Source organism: Bacteroides sp. An51A (genome assembly GCF_002161565.1).
GTDB lineage: Bacteria > Bacteroidota > Bacteroidia > Bacteroidales > Bacteroidaceae > Phocaeicola > Phocaeicola intestinalis.
Map to the genome: position 1 here is coordinate 461932 of NZ_NFIC01000003.1, position 19106 is coordinate 481037.

Consider the following 19106-nt stretch of genomic DNA (forward strand, 5'->3'; position numbering starts at 1 on the left):
GAAAGAAAAATGAAAGAAAATTGAAAAACATGTTTAAAGACATAAGTTTTTATTTGTTTAGTTCAGAAAAAGGCCTCATCTTTGTGGTGTTATCCTGAAAACAATCTTTTTACCTTAAAAAAAAAACTAATACCTATTGAAAACTTAAAAAAGCTTCTTTGTGAAAAGAGGCTTTTTTTATGCCCTTACGTTTGCCTTTTTTATAAAATTCCCAGCTCTGTTTTTCCTTCACATCTTGAAAATACTTACTTTTGTGAGATAAAAAGTTAGAGTTATGTCACAACCATTGGCGGAACGGATGCGCCCGAAAACATTAGACGATTATATCGGGCAGAAACATCTGGTGGGAGAAGGTGCCGTATTGAGGCGGATGATTGATGCCGGGCGCATCTCTTCCTTTATATTATGGGGGCCTCCCGGAGTGGGGAAGACCACGTTGGCACAAATCATAGCCAACAGGCTGGAAGTGCCTTTCTATACCTTGAGTGCAGTCACTTCGGGAGTGAAGGAAGTGCGTGATGTCATCGAAAAAGCTCGCGGCGGGCGTTTCTTTTCGCAGCAGAGTCCGATTCTTTTCATCGACGAAATACACCGTTTCAGCAAGTCGCAGCAAGACTCGTTGCTGGGCGCTGTAGAAACGGGGGTAGTTACTTTGATAGGTGCCACTACGGAGAATCCTTCGTTTGAGGTAATCCGTCCGTTGCTTTCAAGGTGTCAGCTGTATGTGCTGAAATCGTTGGAGAAAGACGACTTGCTGGAATTGCTTCACCATGCGCTGGAGAAAGACGCGGTGCTGAAAGAGAAACACATCGAATTAAAGGAAACCGATGCGATGTTGCGCTATTCGGGAGGAGATGCGCGTAAGTTGTTGAACATTCTGGAACTGGTGGTAGAAGCGGACGATTCGGACCCGATTGTCATTACCGATGGGAAAGTGGTGGAACGCCTGCAACAGAATCCTTTGGCATACGACAAGGATGGTGAGATGCATTACGACATCATTTCGGCTTTCATCAAGTCGATTCGGGGAAGTGACCCGGACGGCGCTTTGTATTGGCTTGCCCGTATGGTAGAGGGGGGAGAAGACCCAGCCTTCATTGCCCGCAGGCTGGTGATATCGGCTTCGGAAGACATCGGGCTGGCAAACCCGAATGCGTTGTTGCTTGCCAATGCAGCATTCGATGCCGTAATGAAGATTGGCTGGCCCGAAGGGCGCATTCCGCTGGCAGAAGCCACCGTCTATCTAGCTACCAGTCCCAAGAGCAATTCGGCATACATGGGCATCAATGAAGCGATAAGTACGGTTCGCAGTACCGGAAACTTGCCTGTGCCACTCCACTTGCGCAATGCTCCTACCAAGCTGATGAAGGAGCTGGGATATGGGAAGGAATACAAGTACGCACACGATTATAAAGGACATTTTGTAGAACAGCAGTTTTTACCCGACGGCATCCAGGGACATCGTTTCTGGCATGCGCAGGAAAACCCTGCCGAACAGAAGTTGAAAGACCGGATGGTGCAGTTGTGGGGAGAGCGGTTTAAAGAATAACAAAGAAAAGTAATTATGAAGATTGTAGTATTAGACGGATATACATTGAATCCGGGAGAACGTGAATGGGAAGAATTGAAAGAACTGGGCGAATTGACGGTACACGACCGTACGTCACAGGAAGATGTGATAAGGAGGGCAGAAGGGGCTGATGTGGTATTGACCAATAAAGTCGTGCTCGACCGTTACACGTTGGAACATTTGCCCGATTTGAAATACATAGGTGTGTTGGCTACAGGGTATAACATCATTGATCTGGAGGTAGCCCGTAAGCAGGGCATTGTTGTGACCAACATTCCGGCATACAGCACCGATTCGGTAGTACAGATGGCTTTTGCCCATATCCTGAACATTACATTACGCGTGGGGCATTATGCAAACGAGGTGCACAACGGTGTGTGGAGTGCACAAAATGATTTTTCTTATCGCGACACTCCGCTGGTAGAGTTGGCCGGGAAGCGCATCGGGCTGGTCGGTTTCGGGCATATCGGTCAGGCTATGGCTAAGGTGGCTTCGGCATTTGGCATGAAAGTGGTTGTTTGTCCGCATAATATGGATATGAAATTGCCGAAAGAATACGAGAAGGCGAAATTGAATGATGTGTTTTCTACTTGCGACATCGTGAGCCTGCATTGTCCGCTTACATCTGAAACGAAGGAAATGGTCAATTCGTTCCGTTTGTCATTGATGAAGAAAGGTTCGATTTTAATCAATACCGGCAGGGGTGGGCTGATAGACGAGAAAGCATTGGAACGTGCTTTGCTGAGTGGAAAACTGCTTGGGGCGGGACTTGACGTACTTTCATCGGAGCCTCCTTCGCCCGGAAACCCTTTATTGAAATTGAAAAATTGTTTCATTACGCCTCACATTGCCTGGGCTACTCAAGAAGCGCGTGAACGGTTGATGAAACAGGTAGTAGACAATCTGCAGGCATGGATTGGGGGGAAACCTATTAATAATGTATTGGAAAACTAAGCGATTATGATGACGAAAGAAGAACGTGTGGCGAAAGCTGTGTCTTTATTTAAAGAAGGATACAATTGTGCACAATCGGTGGTAGGGGCATACGCCGACCTTTATGGCTTTACACCCGAGCAGGCGTTCCGGATGTCGGCTTCGTTCGGTGCCGGAATCGGACGGATGCGTCTGACATGTGGAGCGGCATGTGGCATGTTTTTGCTTGCCGGACTGGAACGTAGTGCAGTCGTGGGAGCCGATCGTGCAAGCAAGTCTGCCAATTATGCTTTGGTGCAAGAGCTTGCTGCAAAGTTCAAGGAACAGACCGGTACGTTGTGTTGTGGAGAATTGTTGGGCTTGTCGAAAAAAGAGCCTGTAACCTCTGTTTCCGAGGAGCGCACGCCACAATATTATGCCAAGCGTCCTTGTCCGAAAATGATAGAGTTGGCAGCTCGTATCTTCGGTGACTTTTTGGAAGGACAAGGACATTTTTCGAAGTGAATGTTACGTTCAGAACATTTAAAGAGTTGTATTTTGCTTGTTTTTTCTTGCTAAACTGAAACTTTTTTAAATAAGCGTGCATAGATTTGTTTTTTTTAATTACTTTTGCAAGGGACTACGCAGACTTTTCTGAGTTAGTTTTTTATGTTTACTATTTAAAAGCAAAAGACTATGTTAAAAGAAAAAGCAGGTGTTATCGCCGGACAAATCTGGGAGGCACTGAATGGGAATGAAAAAGGCATGACTCAAAAAGAGCTGAAAAAAGCTACGAAACTGAAAACGGAGAAAGAATTGTTTTTAGGTTTGGGTTGGCTGTTGAGAGAAGACAAGATTGAAGAAAAAGAAGATGAAGCAGGTGAATTGACTTTTGTGTTGAAATAAGTAAAATCTTGCAGTACAGAAAAAGGCGTTGAAGAAGTCATCAGGGATTTTTTCAACGCTTTTTTATGATTTTGGTGAGAAGCTGTTTTGAATTTCTCCAAAAAGTTTTTCTTGGCTTGATGTATTCGTTTTCGTGTGTGCTTTGGGCGATTTTTTGGTCCTTTTCGCTCCTGTTCTTCGTCAGATAGCCCGCTATCTTCCTCATCACAGAAGCGAAAATGCCTCAAAAACTCATCCCAAATCATCGCACGATAAATTCAAAACAGCTTCTGAAAATGAATGTCTGCAAACTGTCAATGCATACTCCTAAAAAATGAATATATACTGCATACGCGGTTGAATATATACTTCATCTGCCTACGGATATATACTTCATCTGCCAATGCAGTAGTACTGACTTTGTCAAGTAAGTGCATTCCGTAGTCAGATGCAGTAATATGGAAACCACTTATGCCGTTATCTTCATTGTCAAAGGGTATGTATTGGTTGTTTGCGGACATTCATTATTGCTCTTTTTATCCGATGTAAAGACTCAGTTCAATATAAAGAGCGGTCGGGTGCTCGCTGTCACCCTCTTCAAATTGGATTTTTCCTTCGCGTGCCAACCAGCCGATTGCGGCATTTAGTTCACGGTCCCGTAAGCCTGTAGCCTTTTTTAATTCCTGGTATTCCCATTTTCTGTTGTCACCATAGAGTATTTTCCAGATGACTCCTGCGCTTTCGCCGATACTTTGCATGTTCATAGTCGTATGGTTTTTAAGATGAATGGTTCTGTTTGGGTCAGCGTTTTTTGATATTTCTGCCTAAACTTTGATACAAATATACTGAATTTAGCGATAAATTCCAATATTTTTTGTAATTTGGTGGCAAATAACCTATATGTTTAACTTTTAATTCTTATGGCTTATGAGAAAATATTTGGCAGAAATGCTCGGGACGATGATTCTTGTCCTGATGGGATGTGGCAGCGCTATCTTTGCAGGGAATGCGGCAGATGCTCTTGGTGCAGGCGTAGGAACGTTGGGAGTTGCTTTGGCTTTTGGTTTGTCGGTGGTAGCTATGGCGTATACCATCGGTAATGTTTCAGGATGTCATATCAATCCGGCCATTACGTTGGGTGTATGGATGTCGGGTCGTATGAGTACCCGTGATGCAGCAATGTATATGATTTTTCAGGTGATAGGGGGCATTATCGGTTCGTTGCTCCTGGTACTTCTTGTTTCTACCGGAGGGCATGGCGGACCTACCCTGTCTGGTGCGAATTCGTACGACTCTGGAGAAATGGCCCAGGCTTTTATTGCCGAGGCAGTGTTTACCTTTATTTTTGTATTGGTGGTATTGGGTGCGACTGATGAAAAGAAGGGAGCGGGTAATTTTGCCGGACTTGCCATTGGCTTGACTTTGGTTTTGATTCACATTGTATGTATTCCTATTACGGGGACATCGGTCAATCCTGCACGTAGTATCGGTCCTGCCTTGGTGGAAGGCGGTCAGGCACTGGAACAGCTTTGGCTCTTCATTGTAGCACCTTTCGTAGGAGCTGCGTTCAGTTCGCTGGTATGGAAGACCATTGGTGGAGGACGGGTAAACCGGTAGTGTCGTATATGTAATAAGGAGAAACACAAGGATGCGTCATTTATGTATTTTTTTTGACGCATCCTTTTTTTAGTGGTTTTGCCATAAATCTGCAAAAGCCGATGCGGAGGTTATTTCATCCTTCCTGAAAATATCCGTAAAGTCGTTTCGTTTATTCAAGAATATAGCGTAACTTTGCTTGTGAAATAATTTAATGGCAAGAAAAATGAAAGTAGGATTGTTTGTTCCCTGTTACATCAATGCCGTCTATCCCGAAGTGGGGGTTGCCTCCTACAAGCTACTGAAAAGCCTGGGGGTGGATGTGGATTATCCATTGGACCAGACCTGTTGCGGACAGCCGATGGCAAATGCAGGGTTTGAAATGGAATCGAAAGAGCTGGCAAAGCGTTTCGATAGATTGTTTGAGGGGTACGATTATATCGTCGGGCCTTCTGCCAGTTGTGTGGTGTTCGTACGCGACCATTATGGCAATTTGCTGAAAGAGGAACCGCACCGTTGTGCCAGTGAAGGCAAGATTTACGATATTTGCGAGTTTATCCACGATGTGATAAAGCCGGATTCGCTTCCGGCATCGTTCCCGCATAAGGTCAGCATTCAGAACAGTTGTCACGGGGTGAGGCTGATGCACCTCTCGTCGCCCAGTGAACTGAACGTACCTTATTATAATAAATTGCGCGATTTGTTGTCGTTGGTAAAGGGTATCGAGATTGTAGAGCCTGAGCGTCCGGACGAATGTTGTGGCTTCGGAGGCATGTTTGCCGTAGAAGAACACGATGTGTCGGGGCGTATGGGGCGCGATAAGGTGCAACGGCACATTGATACGGGTGCCGAGTATATCGTAGGAGCAGACAGTTCGTGTCTGATGCATCAGACAGGCATTATCGAGCGCGACCATCTGCCTATCAAGACCATTCATATTGTTCAAATTTTAGCTGCAGGATTATGAGTACGAAACATTCGAAAGCTGCCGGAGCGTTTCTGAAGAACCGTGAGATGGCTGCCTGGCACGACGAGACGTTATGGATGGTGCGTGCCAAACGGGATAAAATGAGTAAGGAGGTTCCTGAGTGGGAGCAGTTGCGTGATGCGGCATGTGCCCTGAAGATGTACAGCAACAGTCATTTGGACCAGTTGTTGCAGGAATTTGAGAAAAATGCACTTGCCAATGGGGCATACGTGTATTGGGCAAAAGATGCCGATGAGTATTGTAAAATTATTTATAATATCCTGAGCGGGCATCAGGTGAAGCATTTCATCAAGAGCAAATCGATGCTTGCCGAGGAGTGTGGGCTGAACGAGTATCTGGAAGAAAAAGGAATCGAGGTGGTGGAAAGTGACTTGGGCGAACGCATCCTTCAACTGATGCACAAGCGTCCGAGCCATATCGTGATGCCTGCCATTCATATCAAGAAAGAAGAAATCGGTGAATTGTTCGTGCGTGAAATGGGTACCGAGCCAGGCAATAACGACCAGACATACCTGACTCATGCAGCGCGCAAGAACTTGCGCCAGAAGTTCATTCATGCGGAAGCAGCCATGACGGGTGCCAATTTTGCGGTGGCATCGACCGGTGAATGTGTAGTGTGTACCAATGAAGGGAACGCCGATATGGGCACTTCGCAGCCCAAACTTCAGATTACGGCTTTCGGGCTGGAAAAGATTGTTCCCGACCGTGAAGCTTTGGGCGTATTTACCCGTCTGTTGGCACGTTCGGGCACAGGGCAGCCCATTACTTCATATACGTCACATTACCGTAAGCCACGGAAGGGAGGCGAGTTGCATATCATCATTGTAGATAATGGGCGAAGCCAGATTCTTGCCGACCAGGAGCATGTGAAGACGCTGAACTGCCTGCGTTGTGGTGCGTGTATGAACACTTGTCCGGTGTACAGGCGTTCGGGAGGTTATTCGTACACCTATTTCATACCGGGCCCCATCGGCATCAATCTGGGTATGCTGAAGGCTCCTTTGCACTATTATGACAATGTTTCGGCATGTTCACTGTGTTATTCGTGCCAGAATGTGTGTCCGGCAAAGGTTGACCTTGCCGACCAAATTTACCGTTGGCGCCAGCGCATGGACGGCTTGGGTGTGGCAAGCAAGGAAAAGAAGCTGATGTCGGGCGGCATGAAGTTCCTGATGGAGCGTCCTGCCTTGTTCAACTTTGCCTTGAAGAATGCTTCCATCGCCAATTCGCTTCCCCGCTGGACATTGTACAACGGCATGAATGACTGGGGCAAGGAGCATGAGATGCCGAAGTTTGTCAAAGAGAGTTTCAACGAGATGTGGAAGAAAGGAAAAGTTTAGTATAAGGGGACTGGTTGACCAGGTACTAGGTGACTAGGTTTTAGATACTTTTTGTGGGCGTTGACAAAGTAATGCTATTTAGAACCTAGTCAACTAGTACCTGGTACCTGGTTTCTTAAATAAAAAAATAAACAATGAGCAGTAGAGAAGATATATTACAGAACATACGCCGCAATACGCGGACACGTTATGAGCGGCCGGACTTGACATCGCTGGAAGAGGAAGCTTTGACTTATGCGGATCCGGTTGGCCAATTTTGTAAAATTATGGTACAGATGGGCGGTAAAGCCGTTGTATTGGGAAAGGAAGACGATTTGAACGAAGTTATCCGGCAATTGTATCCGGATGCCAAACGCATTGCGTCCATTCTGAAAGAAGTGCCTACAGGTGAAAAAATCCAACTTATCACCTGTGCGACTTTCCATCCGGATGAGGTGGAAAATCCGGGAGAACTGGACGGTACAGACCTTGCCATCGTTGATGGCAGGATAGGTGTATGCGAAAACGGTGCTGTCTGGTTGCAGCAGGATGTGGAACAACGTGCCATTTACTTTATTTCGGAGGCACTGGTGATTTTGCTGGACCGTAAGAATCTTGTCAACAACATGCACGAGGCTTACAAGCGGATTGATACGGGCGAATATGGTTATGGGGTCTTTATGTCGGGACCTTCGAAGACTGCCGATATTGAGCAGGCTTTGGTTATGGGAGCTCACGGTCCGCGTAGCGTGACCGTGATATTGTTGTGACCAGAGATGTGCAGGAACCAATGAGACTATTCGAAGAAAGCGTTGGGATAACATACCCATCCGTGTACATCTTTTAGTCCGTCCGGTTCCAGTTCGATAGCCATGCAACATTCATCGGGGGCATTGAAAGGAAATCTTATGCCATAGGATGAAGCTTTCCGGTAACCAAATCGTGGATAGTAATCCTTATGCCCCAGCAACAGGACAGCTTTGTAACCCAGCAGGGCTGCCCGTCTGTGGGCTTCACGCAGGAGCATGCTTCCGATGCCTTGCCGTTGAAATTCAGGCAATACAGACAGGGGAGCGACGCTAAGTACGGTGGTCGTGCCTTCTTCTGATACGATTCCCACTTTTGAAAGCAGGATGTGTCCTACGATTTTTCCTGTGTTTGTTTCTGCCACCAAAGACAGTTCCGGAATATAGGCTTCTGATTGCCGCAGGCGTTCCACCAGTAAGTGTTCTGTATGGTCGCTTTCCGGTACGTTTAGAAATGCCTGTTCGGTCAGGCTACGTATGAAGGGAAAATCCTTGCTTTTTTCTTCTCTGATTGATAGGTCGTTTCTCATTTTTTGTTTATAGCATAAAGCCCCGGCATCTGCCGGTTCTGGTGTGAACCGCAACATGCCGGGGGATTTGTTTTATGGAGGTTTCCTTTCGGATTTAGCTTTCTGCTTTGTTGTCGTTTTCCAGATTTTCTTCTTCCGAATCTCTAAGCATTGATTTGTGGTGTTTCAATACTTCCGCATCAATGTAGAATACAGTTTCTTCGGCAAGGTTGTTGATGTGGTCACCCGCACGTTCCAATTTGCGGAAGATGCCTGCGATTTCCAGACACAACTTGATGTCTTCGGGATGTTCGTTGGCGTATGCCGCCAGTGTATCGATGGCGTTTTTGTTCAAGATATCCAATGTTTCGTCTTTGTCGAAGATGGATTTTGCAAGTCCGATGTCCTGTTTCTGCAAAGCATCGTATGTGGTGCTGAGCATGTGCAATACCATATCGAACATGTCTTCCAGCTGGAGTTCGGCAAACAGTGCCTTGTTTTCCGGTTTCAAATCGGTGCGGATGACAAAGCGTGCGATGCTGTCGGCATAGTCGCCGATGCGTTCCAGGTTGGTATTGATTTTCAGCATGGCAAGTGCAAAGCGCAAGTCTACAGCTACGGGATTGTACAATGCGATGAAATCTTCGATGTCACTGTCGATACGCAATTCGAATGCATTGACACGTTTTTCGCGTAATATTACTTTATCGGCAAGTTCCATATTGACTTCCAATACAGATTTATAGGCATTGTTCAGTTGTTGGTAAACCAACTGCCACATATCGTTTACTTCTGTCTTGATGTTGAGAAGTTCGTTTTCTACAAATTTTACCATGTCTGTATAATTAATAGTGAATAGTTAATGATTGACAATTAATAGTTGACAATTTATCCGAAGCGTCCGGTAATGTAATTCTGGGTAGCTTCTTTATCGGGGCTGGTAAAGATTTTCTTGGTTTCGCCGTATTCTACCATTTCGCCCATATAGAAGAAAGCAGTCTTGTTACTTACGCGGGCAGCCTGTTGCATGCTGTGGGTTACGATGACTACAGTAGTCTGTGAGCTCAGTTCGCAAATCAGTTCTTCAATCTTTGCAGTAGAAATGGGGTCGAGGGCAGATGCCGGTTCGTCCATCAGCAATACCGAAGGTTCTACTGCCATGGCACGTGCGATGCACAGACGCTGCTGTTGTCCTCCGGAGAGATCGTAGGCAGAAGCCTTCAACTTGTCTTTCACTTCGTTCCACAAGGCTGCGCCTTTCAATGCTGTTTCTACCCGTTCGGTAATGAATTCCTTGTCTTTGATGCCATTGACGCGTAACCCGTAAGCTACATTTTCAAAGATACTTTTCGGGAACGGGTTGGGACGTTGGAATACCATACCGACGTTTTTGCGTAAGATGTCTACATTGACCGACGGTTCGTAGATGTTCCGTCCGTCAATACAGATTTCTCCAGTCAGCCGGGTTCCTGGAATCAAATCGTTCATGCGGTTGAACAAGCGCAGGAAGGTTGATTTACCACATCCGGAAGGACCGATAAAGGCAACCACTTCATTGTTTGGAATCGTGATATTGATATTCTTCAGCGCATGAAAGTCGCCGTAATAGAAATCTACGTTTTTAGCTTCAATCTTATTCATACAGATGACGATTATGGTTTATTTGGATTTTAATTTGTTTTCAAAATATTTTCGGATGTTGTTGGCAAGCAAGTTCATAATCAGTACGATGACAATCAGAACAAATGCTGTGCCATAGGCGATAGGCGTTTGTGCCTCAATGTCGGTGCCGCTGGTAGCGATGACATACAGGTGATACGGCAACGCCATACATTGGTCGAAGATGCTTTCGGGCAGCTTGGGCAAGAAATAGGCGGCACACGTAAAGAGGATAGGGGCGGTTTCGCCCGATACACGTCCCAATGAAAGTATCAGTCCGGTAATGATGCGGGGCATCGCCATAGGCAGCAATACTTTCCAGATGGTCTGTGCCTTGGTAGCGCCCAAAGCAAGGCTTCCTTCGCGATAACTGTTAGGGATGTCTTTGAAAGCTTCTTCCGTTGTACGGATGACAATCGGCAAGGCAAGCAAGCCTAACGTAAGCGAACCGGCAATGATGCTGTCGCCAAAGTCGAGGTAATTGACAAAGAAAGCCATACCGAACAAGCCGAATACGATAGACGGGATGCCGGCAAGGTTGTTTGTCATTGTGCGGATGAAGTTTACCATTTTGCCTTTAGGGGCATATTCGTTCATATAAATGCCGCTCATCACACCTACAGGAAACGAGAATACGGCACTTCCTATCATCAGGTAAAACGTACCCACAATGGCAGGCAGGATTCCTCCTTTGGTCATACCGTCGGTAGGAGCCTGGGTGAGGAAGTCCCAATTGATGACGCTGATGCCTTTTACGATGATAAATCCCAATATGTAGAACAATACTGCTGCAATGAAGTAGCTCAGTATGCGGAAGCAAGTGAACATTCCTTTCTGAATGCCTTTTTTGTGCTTCATGTAAGACGGATCGATTTCTACAGCCATACGTTATTTCTTGAATTTATTGCGCGAAGATACGATTTCTACGCAAGAGTTAATAATTAAAGTGATGAAAAACAGGATGACACCCAGCAGGAAAAGTGACTGGTAGTGTGCACCTCCGGCAGGCGCTTCACCCAATTCGGCAGCAATGGTTGCCGGGATGGTGCGCAATGGTTCCAGAATGCTATGGGGCATGACTGCTGCATTACCGGTTACCATCAATACCGCCATGGTTTCGCCGATGGCGCGTCCGATGCCCAATACAATGCCAGAGGTAATACCGGAAATAGAAAACGGGATTACGACTTTATAAATAGTCTGCCATTGTGTAGCTCCCAAGGCAAGGCTGGCTTCGCGCATGCTTCGCGGACAACTGCGCATGGCGTCTTCGCCTACGGTGATGATGGTCGGCAATGCCATGATGGCAAGTACCAGGCTGCCTGCCAACCCCGATTCACCTACAGGCAGGTTGAATGTCTGCTGGAGGAAAGGTACGATGACCGCCAGGCCAAAGAAACCGTAAACGACAGAAGGAATACCATTCAGTAATTCGATAATCGGCTTCAGGAATTTTCGGGTCTTTTCGTTTGCCACTTCGGCAAGATAAATGGAAATGGCAAGCCCGAAAGGCAAGGCGATGAGGATGGCGAAAAAGCTTACCCATAGCGTACCGCTAATCAATGGAAGAATACCGAAAATAGGGGAAGGAGTTGCGGTAGGGAACCATTCGTTGCCTAATAAGACGTCTTTTACGGGAATATCTTGGTTTTCGATGTAATGGATGTCTTTTTGTCCTTTCATCAATACATCGGGGACGTAGGCAACAATACCCGGAGTCTGGTGAACCTGTTCAGCAATCTTGTCGCCGGCATATTCATATTCCGCTCCTAATTCTGCTTCTGTATAATGCTTGTCGAGGTCTTCCAGACGGAACACGGTAATGGGCATGTCTTTGCCTCCCACTTCTTTCCAGTTGGTGATTTCCTCATCGAAAATGTTTTTGATTTGTTGTGCGCTGAGTCGTTTTACATCGTTTTCCTTGTTCAGTGCCAGCACGTATCCGTCTTCTACGATGGGATTGTTGAAGAGGCCTACTGCTTCTTTGAACAAGAAGCCGATAATCAGCAGGATTACCACACTGGTGGTGAATCCGCTCACGGTAAGCACATACCGTGCGATGTTATCAATCAATCTTTTCATATTTCTATATACCTTATTTATATATACCTGTTACGTATCGTGGTTAACGAGGAATGAAGCCCAAATCCAATGTTTTGGCTTGCCCTTCTTTCGAGGTGGTGAAATTGAGGAATGGCATGACATTCTTTTCGTTTTGCTTGTCGTAATAGTAATACAACGGACGGACAATGGGATATTCTTTTCGCGTCGCGCTTTCTACCGAGGGATAGACGTAGTGTTTGCCTTGGTCGTAGGATACGGCAATAGCTTTCACATAAGGATTCAGGTAAGCCAATCCTACATAGCCGATAGCGCCTTTGGTCTGGCGTACTGATTGGATGATAGCGCCTGTGGCAGGCATAGAGAGCACGCTGCTCATATAGTTTTTGTTGTGTAAAACACTTTCTTTGAAGAATTCGTATGTACCCGAAGACGTTTCGCGCGAGTAGACTACGATGCGGGCATCTTCACCTCCCACTTCTTTCCAGTTGGTGATTTTGCCCCGGAAGATGCCTTCCAATTGTTCGCGGGTAAGTTGTTTAACCGGATTTTGAGGATTGACAATAACAGCCAGTGCATCGTATGCCACGATATATTCGCAGGGCTCGTGCTTCGACTGTTTCATTTTCATTTTCTCGCTGAACTTTATTTTTCGGGATGCCATTGCCAAGTCGGTTGTTCCGTCAAGTAATGCCGAGATTCCTACACCGCTACCGCCTCCGGTGACAGTAACTGTAGCAGAGGGATTTTGATTCATGTACATTTCCGATAGTTCCTGAGTAAGAGGAAGTACGGTATCGCTTCCCTTGATGCGTTGTGCCATCAGTATGCCAGGAAGACACATACAGCACGCTCCTAAGAAAAAAGAAACACATTTCTTCATACGCCGTTAATATCCAGTTTTTGATTCTAAAATTTAACGGCTCAAAGGTACAACGAATTCTCCGAAAGGGGTGTTACAAAAATATTACATATCTGAGGCATTCCAGCTAAATTTGAAGTAATGGGAAAGACCGATGCTCTTTTTGTCAATCATTGTCTTTAAACAACTGGACCTTTACTCCAAACGATATTCGTAATATGTCTTTCATTTTCAGATTGCTGTTGGTTGCTTTGCTGATGATGTACAATTCGCAACTGCTTATTTCGTAAAACATGGCAACGTGTTTTACAATGCTGTTTTTCAAATTAAAGTTCATCCGTTGTCCGATAAAAATGTATGGGCGCATCTTGGTACTGAAATTGTAGTAGCCGTTGGGATAGCGTCCTGGTTCTTTTTTCCAGAATTCCTCCCCGGCAATGGTCGTTACATACAGTCCGCAATAGAAAGGCTCTAGTGCCCAGTGCTTGTCGAAACTCATGCTCCAAGGGATATAGCTTTGTTTTACGGTAAAGGTCAGTCTGAACTTGTCGGCATATTTGCCCGGCAGGAAACCTACTAGAAAATCGCTTTCCCACTGGCGGCGTTTGCCATAATCCCATCCTATCCCGACTGCTGAAACTCCCATGCCTCCGGCGTATTGGTATTTTACGTGAGTAGGACGTAACCGCTCCCAGCCTTCATAACGCTGGTGAACCCGTTTGTCCCATTTCCGGGGAGATGGCAAACTGGTTGAGTCGGAGGGACTTCCAAGGGTGGTAATGGGCAACAATGGAAGGAGCAATAGGGCAATCAGGTTAAAAAGCGATTGTTTCATATTGGTAAGTGTCAGGAGTGAAAGTAAAACGGAGTAGCGTACGTTTTTTGATGGAAGGGGCTGTATAATATAACACATCGTCATCGAATAGTTCTTCTACAGAAAGGCTATGCGTGTGCCCTGCCAGACAGAGCTGGAGCGAAGGATAGGTTTTCAGGTAGTGTTGGAAAACGAGGGCGATATTGTTGTTGAACTGTTCGGTATAAGGTGCCGCGTGCATGGCAGCAACGGTGCGGGTACAGCTTCCGGGCAGTTGGTTGCGGTCGTTTTCCATAAAGGTAAGGTCAGGTATTGCTTCGGTATAGTCGAACTCCAAAGCATTGGTGTTAAGACATACGAAATGTGTGTTTCCTGCCTCGAAAGTGAAGTTCTCGTCGCCGAATATGAGCCGGTACACGTCCTGTCCTGTAGCAAGGCAATCGTGGTTGCCCAGCAGGCATACGTATGGTACGTTCAGTTTGTTCAGTATGTTACGTTGTAATTCAAATTCTAGTTTCAATCCGAAGTCGGAGAGGTCGCCTGTATGTATCACGAAGTCTACACTGTCCAGCCGGTTGATGGCAGCTACGGCATCTTCTGTTTCATCGTACCAGCGTTGCGTGTCGCTGATGAATACGAAAGAGAACGAATCTTTTCCTTGTAATGCACTTTCAATGCGTTCGATGTTTTTGGCATTGATGCCTGTTTCACCATCAATGTCCAGGTCGTATGGATGATATTCTATCATTTCGCATCCACTCAGCCAACAGGCAGAGAAAAGGGATATGCAACTCATAAAGAGGCTTGTGTAAAACTTTTTTCCGGTAATTTTGCGCATAAAATGTGTCTCTTTTATGTATGGGTTGCAAAGTTTGTCATAAAAAGCCAATTGTACAATATTGATTTTTCGGGAATATTGTTCCAATCGTTGTTTTTTGTCAACGGACATTTACGAACTTGTAAACTGTATGGCTTGTAAAGGTCTCGTCCGGATGCAACGTCGTTGAGGGGAACTGAGGATTGTTGGGACTGTCTTGGAAATGACACGTTTCGAAACAGACAGCACCACGGAAAGGATAATAAATGTTGTTTTTCCCTTTTACTTTTCCTTTCAGTCCGTTTCCGGTATAGATATGGATGGCTGGTTCGGTGGTATAGATTTCCATTTTCCGTCCGCTCTTCTCGTCGTAAATCCAGGCTGCTACATGTGTGTCATTTCCCGGATGGTTCAAAGCCCAGGCATGGTCGTATCCGTTCACTATATTCAGTTGTCCGTAGTCGTTGTTAATATGGTCGGCAAGTTTGTGGGGGATTCTGAAATCAAGTGGGGTAGAAGCAACAGGCCATAATTCTCCTGTGACACATTTGTTCCGGTCGTATGCGCTGAAATAGTCGGCATCTACCCACATGGTTTGGTTTTCTACACTTTGGTTCAGGTTGCCCGATATATTAAAGAAGGAGTGATTGCATAGGTTGAGTACGGTGGTCTTGTCGGTCGTTGCCTCGTAACGGATGTCCAATGCGTTGTCTTCGGTCAGGGTATAGGTAACTGAAATATGCAGATTGCCAGGAAATCCGTTTTCACCGTCAGGTGAGAGATAATGTAACGTAACGGATGAAGGAGATACGTGTGTGGCTTTCCACATCCGCGCTCCGAAGTTGGGATTTCCTCCATGGGCGGTATGTCCCAGGGAGTGGTTGGCTTGGAGGTGGTAGGTTTTCCCCTCCAATGTATATTGTGCGTTTAGGATGCGGCCGATATATCTGCCCACAGTGGCTCCGTAGTTTTGCGACTGGCTGATGTAATCTTCGATATTGGAAAAGCCGCATACTATGTCTTCCAGTTTTCCGTTTTTATCGGGTACCATGAGTGACACTACGCGTGCGCCGTAATTGGTGATGCATGCTTCTATGCCTTTCGAGTTGGTTATCTTGTATAAGCTCGTTTTTTGTCCTTCTACTTTTTGCAGGAAAGCTTTAGGCTGCAGGCCTGATGCGGTGGTAAACCTGTGACTGCTGCACGAAGTGGTGAGTACCAGCAGTCCGATGCTTACTATGTGAGATAGATTGGTTAGTTTCATATGCAATGTTTGTTCTATCGGCAAAGATAGTTTTTTCTTGTCAATTTGTGGGCTTGTCGGGGAATAAAATCATTGGTCCCCGGTCGGTTTGAAAATCACTATTTTTAGGTATTTCTTATTTTGGTGTTTTGTCTTTACTTTGTATCATCAAATCACAAACACAAATAGAAATGAAAAAAACAGGAGTATTTTATGGTTCTACGACCGGTACCACGGAAGCGATAGCCGGTCGGATAGCAGAGAAGTTAGGTATTGCATCAGCTGATGTACACGATGTGAGCAAGATGAGTGCTGATATGGTGAATGCTTACGAAGCTTTGATTTTAGGTACATCTACATGGGGTGATGGTGAATTGCAGGACGACTGGTATGATGGCATCAGGGTGCTGAAAGGTATGGACTTGAAAGGGAAAACCATCGCATTGTTTGGGTGCGGTGATTCCGAATCGTATGGTGATACTTTCTGCGACGGCATGGGAGTGCTTTACGAAGACTTGAAAGACAGTGGGTGCCGTTTTGTGGGTGCCGTGTCCGACAGCGATTATACCTATGCTTCTTCGATTTCGGTAATTGACGGTAAATTCGTAGGACTTGCCATTGATGATGTGAACGAAAGTGACAAGACAGACGAACGCATTACGGTCTGGACTGATATGCTTAAGTCTGATTTGGCATAGTTCTTTGTTTATCGGCTGATGGGTGATAGTTGAAGAACCGGCGGTTGACAATTGCCATACAAGGTTATTCATGTTCATTTGTCATTCTTCGGATTATTGCTTATCAGCTTAGAAATTGTTTTGAAAAACTAATACATCAAGATGAGAAAAAAACTTCTGTAGAAATTCAAAACAGCTTCTTACTCTCCTTAATTATTTATTTCCGTTTTCCTCAATCATCAACTACAATCATTCACTGATTATGGAATTGAACCCTGCTGACATCAAAGTGTTTTTGAATCACATTTATGAATTCAAGAAAGGAGTACGCCGTATGGTGCTGTATACGACCAACAAGAAATACGAGTCTTTTGCGGTCAAGCGTCTGGAGAACCAGCATATCAAATTCATCGTGTTACCGGTCGATGACGAGCGTATCAATTTGTTTTTCGGTTGTGACGAATGTATCGAGGCCATCCGTCTGTTGGTCAACCGGCCGTTGAACAGGTTGACACCGGAAGAAGACTTCATTTTAGGAGCAATGTTGGGATACGATATCTGTGTGCAATGCAAGCGATATTGTGACCGGAAGATGCGGCATCTTGTTTCGTGACCGTGTATCCATGCAGACAGTTGTGCAAGGTGGCAGGGAGGAATCTGTACGTTTTTGTTCGCTGGGTAAGTGGCTTCCTGAATAGTAAAACAAGTGTGGAGATTGTGCCTTCTTTTTTTGGAAAAGCATATTTATACCTGAAATCTGCATTCAATATTGAATCTTTTCATTAGTTTTGCATGGTCTTAACAAAAACAAGTAAAGATGGAAGATTCATTTTCAAGGAATGCATATGTAGGGAATGGTCGGAAGAACAGTCTGATAAACCAGAAGATGATTTGCCGCATTTTAGGGCTTCTGTTGTTTATCGAAGGTGTGATGCTGATGGTGGGTGCTGCCGTTGCGCTTTTCTATCACGAATCCGATTACATTTATTTCGTTTATTCTACGCTGATAACGGTAGGAGCGGGAGGAGTGTTGGTTTTCTTGGGACGCAATGCCGAAAACAGGCTGACGCGTCGTGACGGCTATTGCATCGTTGCCTTCACATGGATATTATTTTCAGCTTTCGGGATGCTTCCTTTTTATATCAGTGGGGCAATACCCTCGATTCCTGATGCTTTCTTCGAGATTGTTTCCGGATTTACGACGACTGGAGCCACGATTCTTGACAATATCGAGTCGCTTTCGCATGGCATCCTGTTCTGGCGTTGTTTCTCGCACTGGATAGGCGGTTTGGGAATCGTGTTCTTCACTATAGCTGTGTTGCCGATATTCGGTGTGGGGAATCAGGTGCTTTTCTCTGCCGAGGCTACGGGAGTGACGCACGACAAGATTCATCCGAAAGTGAGCATCATGGCGAAATGGTTGTGGACGGTGTACCTGATATTGACCGTTTCGGAAACCTTGCTGTTGGTTTGGGGAGGCATGGGATGGTTTGATGCCATTTGCCATTCATTCTCTACGACGGCCACGGGTGGTTTTTCCACCAAGCAGTCGAGTGTGGCTTATTGGAATTCGCCTTTCATCGAGTATGTCATCGCTATCTTTATGATGCTTTCCTCGCTTAACTTTTCATTGTATTTCATGTGCTTGAAAGGGAAGTTCCGCCATCTGCTGAAAGACGATGAAGTGAAGGGCTTTCTGATTTCTGTATTTACGGTGACTTTATTCATCACCGTTGCGCTTATCATCAATAATCATTATGATGTGGAGAAAGCTTTCCGAAAGGCGCTTTTCCAAGTTGTTACGGTGCATAGTTCTACCGGTTTTACCACAGATGATTACAATTTCTGGCCTCCATTCACATGGATGCTTATCATGTATGCTACAATCGTAGGTGGTTGTACCGGTTCTACCAGTGGCGGCATTAAAGTGATGCGCTTGCTCATCCTTTTGCGTAATGCGAAGAACGAATTGGCACGTCTTATTCATCCGCGTGCTGTATTTCCGGTAAAAATAAATCGCCAGACAGTCGACCCGTTGACTATTTCAGCGGTAACGACTTTTACGTTATTATTCTTGATATGCGGTTTTGTAGGTTGGGTTCTTTTGATGATGATGGGGGTAGGATTGACAGACGCTTTTGGAACGGTGTTTTCCAGTATGGGGAATGCTGGTGTGGCTTTGGGGAATTATGGACCGGCATTTTCATGGAGCGGACTTCCTGACGGTGCCAAGTGGGTGCTTTCTTTTCTGATGTTGTTGGGCCGTTTGGAACTGTATGCTATCTTGTTGATGTTTGTTCCGAGTTTCTGGCATAACCGTTGAATTATATAAGGTAAGTAGATGTTGAGAATTAGTTTATATAATGTGTCGGCTCAGAAAATCTGTGT

General features: G+C 45.5%; 21 protein-coding genes. 11 read left to right on the forward strand and 10 right to left on the reverse strand.

The genetic code is table 11. The features are described from left to right. Positions 1-274 precede the first annotated feature (274 nt). From B5G04_RS08175 to B5G04_RS08190, 4 genes are all read left to right on the forward strand, one after another. Positions 275-1549 (forward strand): replication-associated recombination protein A, encoded by a 1275-nt coding sequence (locus B5G04_RS08175; RefSeq protein ID WP_022040290.1) that lies wholly within the window; start codon positions 275-277, stop codon positions 1547-1549. 15 nt (positions 1550-1564) lie between these two features. Beyond that, positions 1565-2524, forward strand: a complete 960-nt coding sequence (locus B5G04_RS08180; RefSeq protein WP_022040289.1) for a D-2-hydroxyacid dehydrogenase — start codon at positions 1565-1567, stop codon at positions 2522-2524. A gap of 9 nt (positions 2525-2533) precedes the next feature. Next, positions 2534-3007: a C-GCAxxG-C-C family protein gene (locus B5G04_RS08185; protein ID WP_087396739.1), complete on the forward strand. Its 474-nt coding sequence runs from the start codon at positions 2534-2536 to the stop codon at positions 3005-3007. A gap of 171 nt (positions 3008-3178) precedes the next feature. Continuing rightward, a complete protein-coding gene (locus tag B5G04_RS08190) occupies positions 3179-3388 on the forward strand; it encodes a winged helix-turn-helix domain-containing protein (RefSeq protein ID WP_022040287.1) in 210 nt (69 codons plus the stop codon). Positions 3389-3903: 515 nt separating this feature from the next. Here B5G04_RS08190 and B5G04_RS08200 read toward each other — a convergent pair. Then, positions 3904-4131 carry a winged helix-turn-helix domain-containing protein gene (locus B5G04_RS08200; RefSeq protein ID WP_087209749.1) on the reverse strand — a complete coding sequence of 76 codons (228 nt, stop codon included), beginning with the start codon at positions 4129-4131 and terminating at the stop codon, positions 3904-3906. Between the two features lie 163 nt (positions 4132-4294). Here B5G04_RS08200 and B5G04_RS08205 point away from each other — a divergent pair, with 163 nt between their 5' ends. The 4 genes from B5G04_RS08205 to B5G04_RS08220 all read left to right on the forward strand — a co-directional run bounded on the left by B5G04_RS08205 (position 4295) and on the right by B5G04_RS08220 (position 8040). After that, entirely contained in the window at positions 4295-4984 is a 690-nt protein-coding gene (locus tag B5G04_RS08205) for an MIP family channel protein (RefSeq protein ID WP_087209746.1), read from the forward strand. 205 nt (positions 4985-5189) lie between these two features. Beyond that, complete coding sequence (locus tag B5G04_RS08210) at positions 5190-5930, forward strand: (Fe-S)-binding protein (protein WP_087209744.1); 741 nt, start codon at positions 5190-5192, stop codon at positions 5928-5930. Beyond that, a complete protein-coding gene (locus B5G04_RS08215; RefSeq protein WP_022040283.1) occupies positions 5927-7291 on the forward strand; it encodes a lactate utilization protein B in 1365 nt (454 codons plus the stop codon). Before B5G04_RS08210 ends, B5G04_RS08215 begins: the two co-directional genes overlap by 4 nt. 134 nt (positions 7292-7425) lie before the next feature. Then, positions 7426-8040: an LUD domain-containing protein gene (locus B5G04_RS08220; RefSeq protein WP_013619501.1), complete on the forward strand. Its 615-nt coding sequence runs from the start codon at positions 7426-7428 to the stop codon at positions 8038-8040. A gap of 26 nt (positions 8041-8066) precedes the next feature. On the opposite strand, the gene B5G04_RS08225 is transcribed toward B5G04_RS08220, so the two are convergent. The 9 genes from B5G04_RS08225 to B5G04_RS08265 form a co-directional block, all read right to left on the reverse strand. Further along, positions 8067-8606, reverse strand: a complete 540-nt coding sequence (locus B5G04_RS08225) for an N-acetyltransferase (protein WP_087396741.1) — start codon at positions 8604-8606, stop codon at positions 8067-8069. Between the two features lie 94 nt (positions 8607-8700). Further along, positions 8701-9420 (reverse strand): phosphate signaling complex protein PhoU, encoded by a 720-nt coding sequence (gene phoU, locus B5G04_RS08230; protein ID WP_013619502.1) that lies wholly within the window; start codon positions 9418-9420, stop codon positions 8701-8703. Positions 9421-9473: 53 nt separating this feature from the next. After that, the gene (gene pstB, locus B5G04_RS08235; protein ID WP_013619503.1) at positions 9474-10226 is read right to left on the reverse strand and encodes a phosphate ABC transporter ATP-binding protein PstB; all 753 of its coding nucleotides are present in this window, start codon (positions 10224-10226) and stop codon (positions 9474-9476) included. Between the two features lie 18 nt (positions 10227-10244). Continuing rightward, positions 10245-11102, reverse strand: coding sequence for a phosphate ABC transporter permease PstA (pstA, locus tag B5G04_RS08240; protein ID WP_083802666.1), 858 nt, complete (start codon positions 11100-11102; stop codon positions 10245-10247). Between the two features lie 30 nt (positions 11103-11132). Then, positions 11133-12326: a phosphate ABC transporter permease subunit PstC gene (pstC, locus tag B5G04_RS08245; protein WP_013619505.1), complete on the reverse strand. Its 1194-nt coding sequence runs from the start codon at positions 12324-12326 to the stop codon at positions 11133-11135. Between the two features lie 43 nt (positions 12327-12369). Continuing rightward, a complete protein-coding gene (locus B5G04_RS08250; RefSeq protein ID WP_041584124.1) occupies positions 12370-13149 on the reverse strand; it encodes a phosphate ABC transporter substrate-binding protein in 780 nt (259 codons plus the stop codon). A gap of 184 nt (positions 13150-13333) precedes the next feature. Beyond that, positions 13334-14002, reverse strand: coding sequence for a hypothetical protein (locus B5G04_RS08255; protein ID WP_087396664.1), 669 nt, complete (start codon positions 14000-14002; stop codon positions 13334-13336). Then, complete coding sequence (locus B5G04_RS08260) at positions 13983-14777, reverse strand: metallophosphoesterase (protein ID WP_239414055.1); 795 nt, start codon at positions 14775-14777, stop codon at positions 13983-13985. Before B5G04_RS08260 ends, B5G04_RS08255 begins: the two co-directional genes overlap by 20 nt. Before the next feature lie 142 nt (positions 14778-14919). Further along, complete coding sequence (locus B5G04_RS08265; protein WP_087396666.1) at positions 14920-16062, reverse strand: aldose epimerase family protein; 1143 nt, start codon at positions 16060-16062, stop codon at positions 14920-14922. A 170-nt stretch (positions 16063-16232) separates the two neighbouring features. Between B5G04_RS08265 and fldA the strand changes: the two genes are divergently transcribed. The 3 genes from fldA (at position 16233) to B5G04_RS08280 (ending at position 19041) form a co-directional block, all read left to right on the forward strand. Then, positions 16233-16739, forward strand: coding sequence for a flavodoxin FldA (fldA, locus tag B5G04_RS08270; RefSeq protein WP_022040277.1), 507 nt, complete (start codon positions 16233-16235; stop codon positions 16737-16739). Between the two features lie 241 nt (positions 16740-16980). Continuing rightward, positions 16981-17331: a DUF2023 family protein gene (locus B5G04_RS08275; protein ID WP_022040276.1), complete on the forward strand. Its 351-nt coding sequence runs from the start codon at positions 16981-16983 to the stop codon at positions 17329-17331. Positions 17332-17535: 204 nt separating this feature from the next. After that, positions 17536-19041 (forward strand): TrkH family potassium uptake protein, encoded by a 1506-nt coding sequence (locus tag B5G04_RS08280; protein WP_022040275.1) that lies wholly within the window; start codon positions 17536-17538, stop codon positions 19039-19041. The last annotated feature ends 65 nt before the right edge of the window (positions 19042-19106 follow it).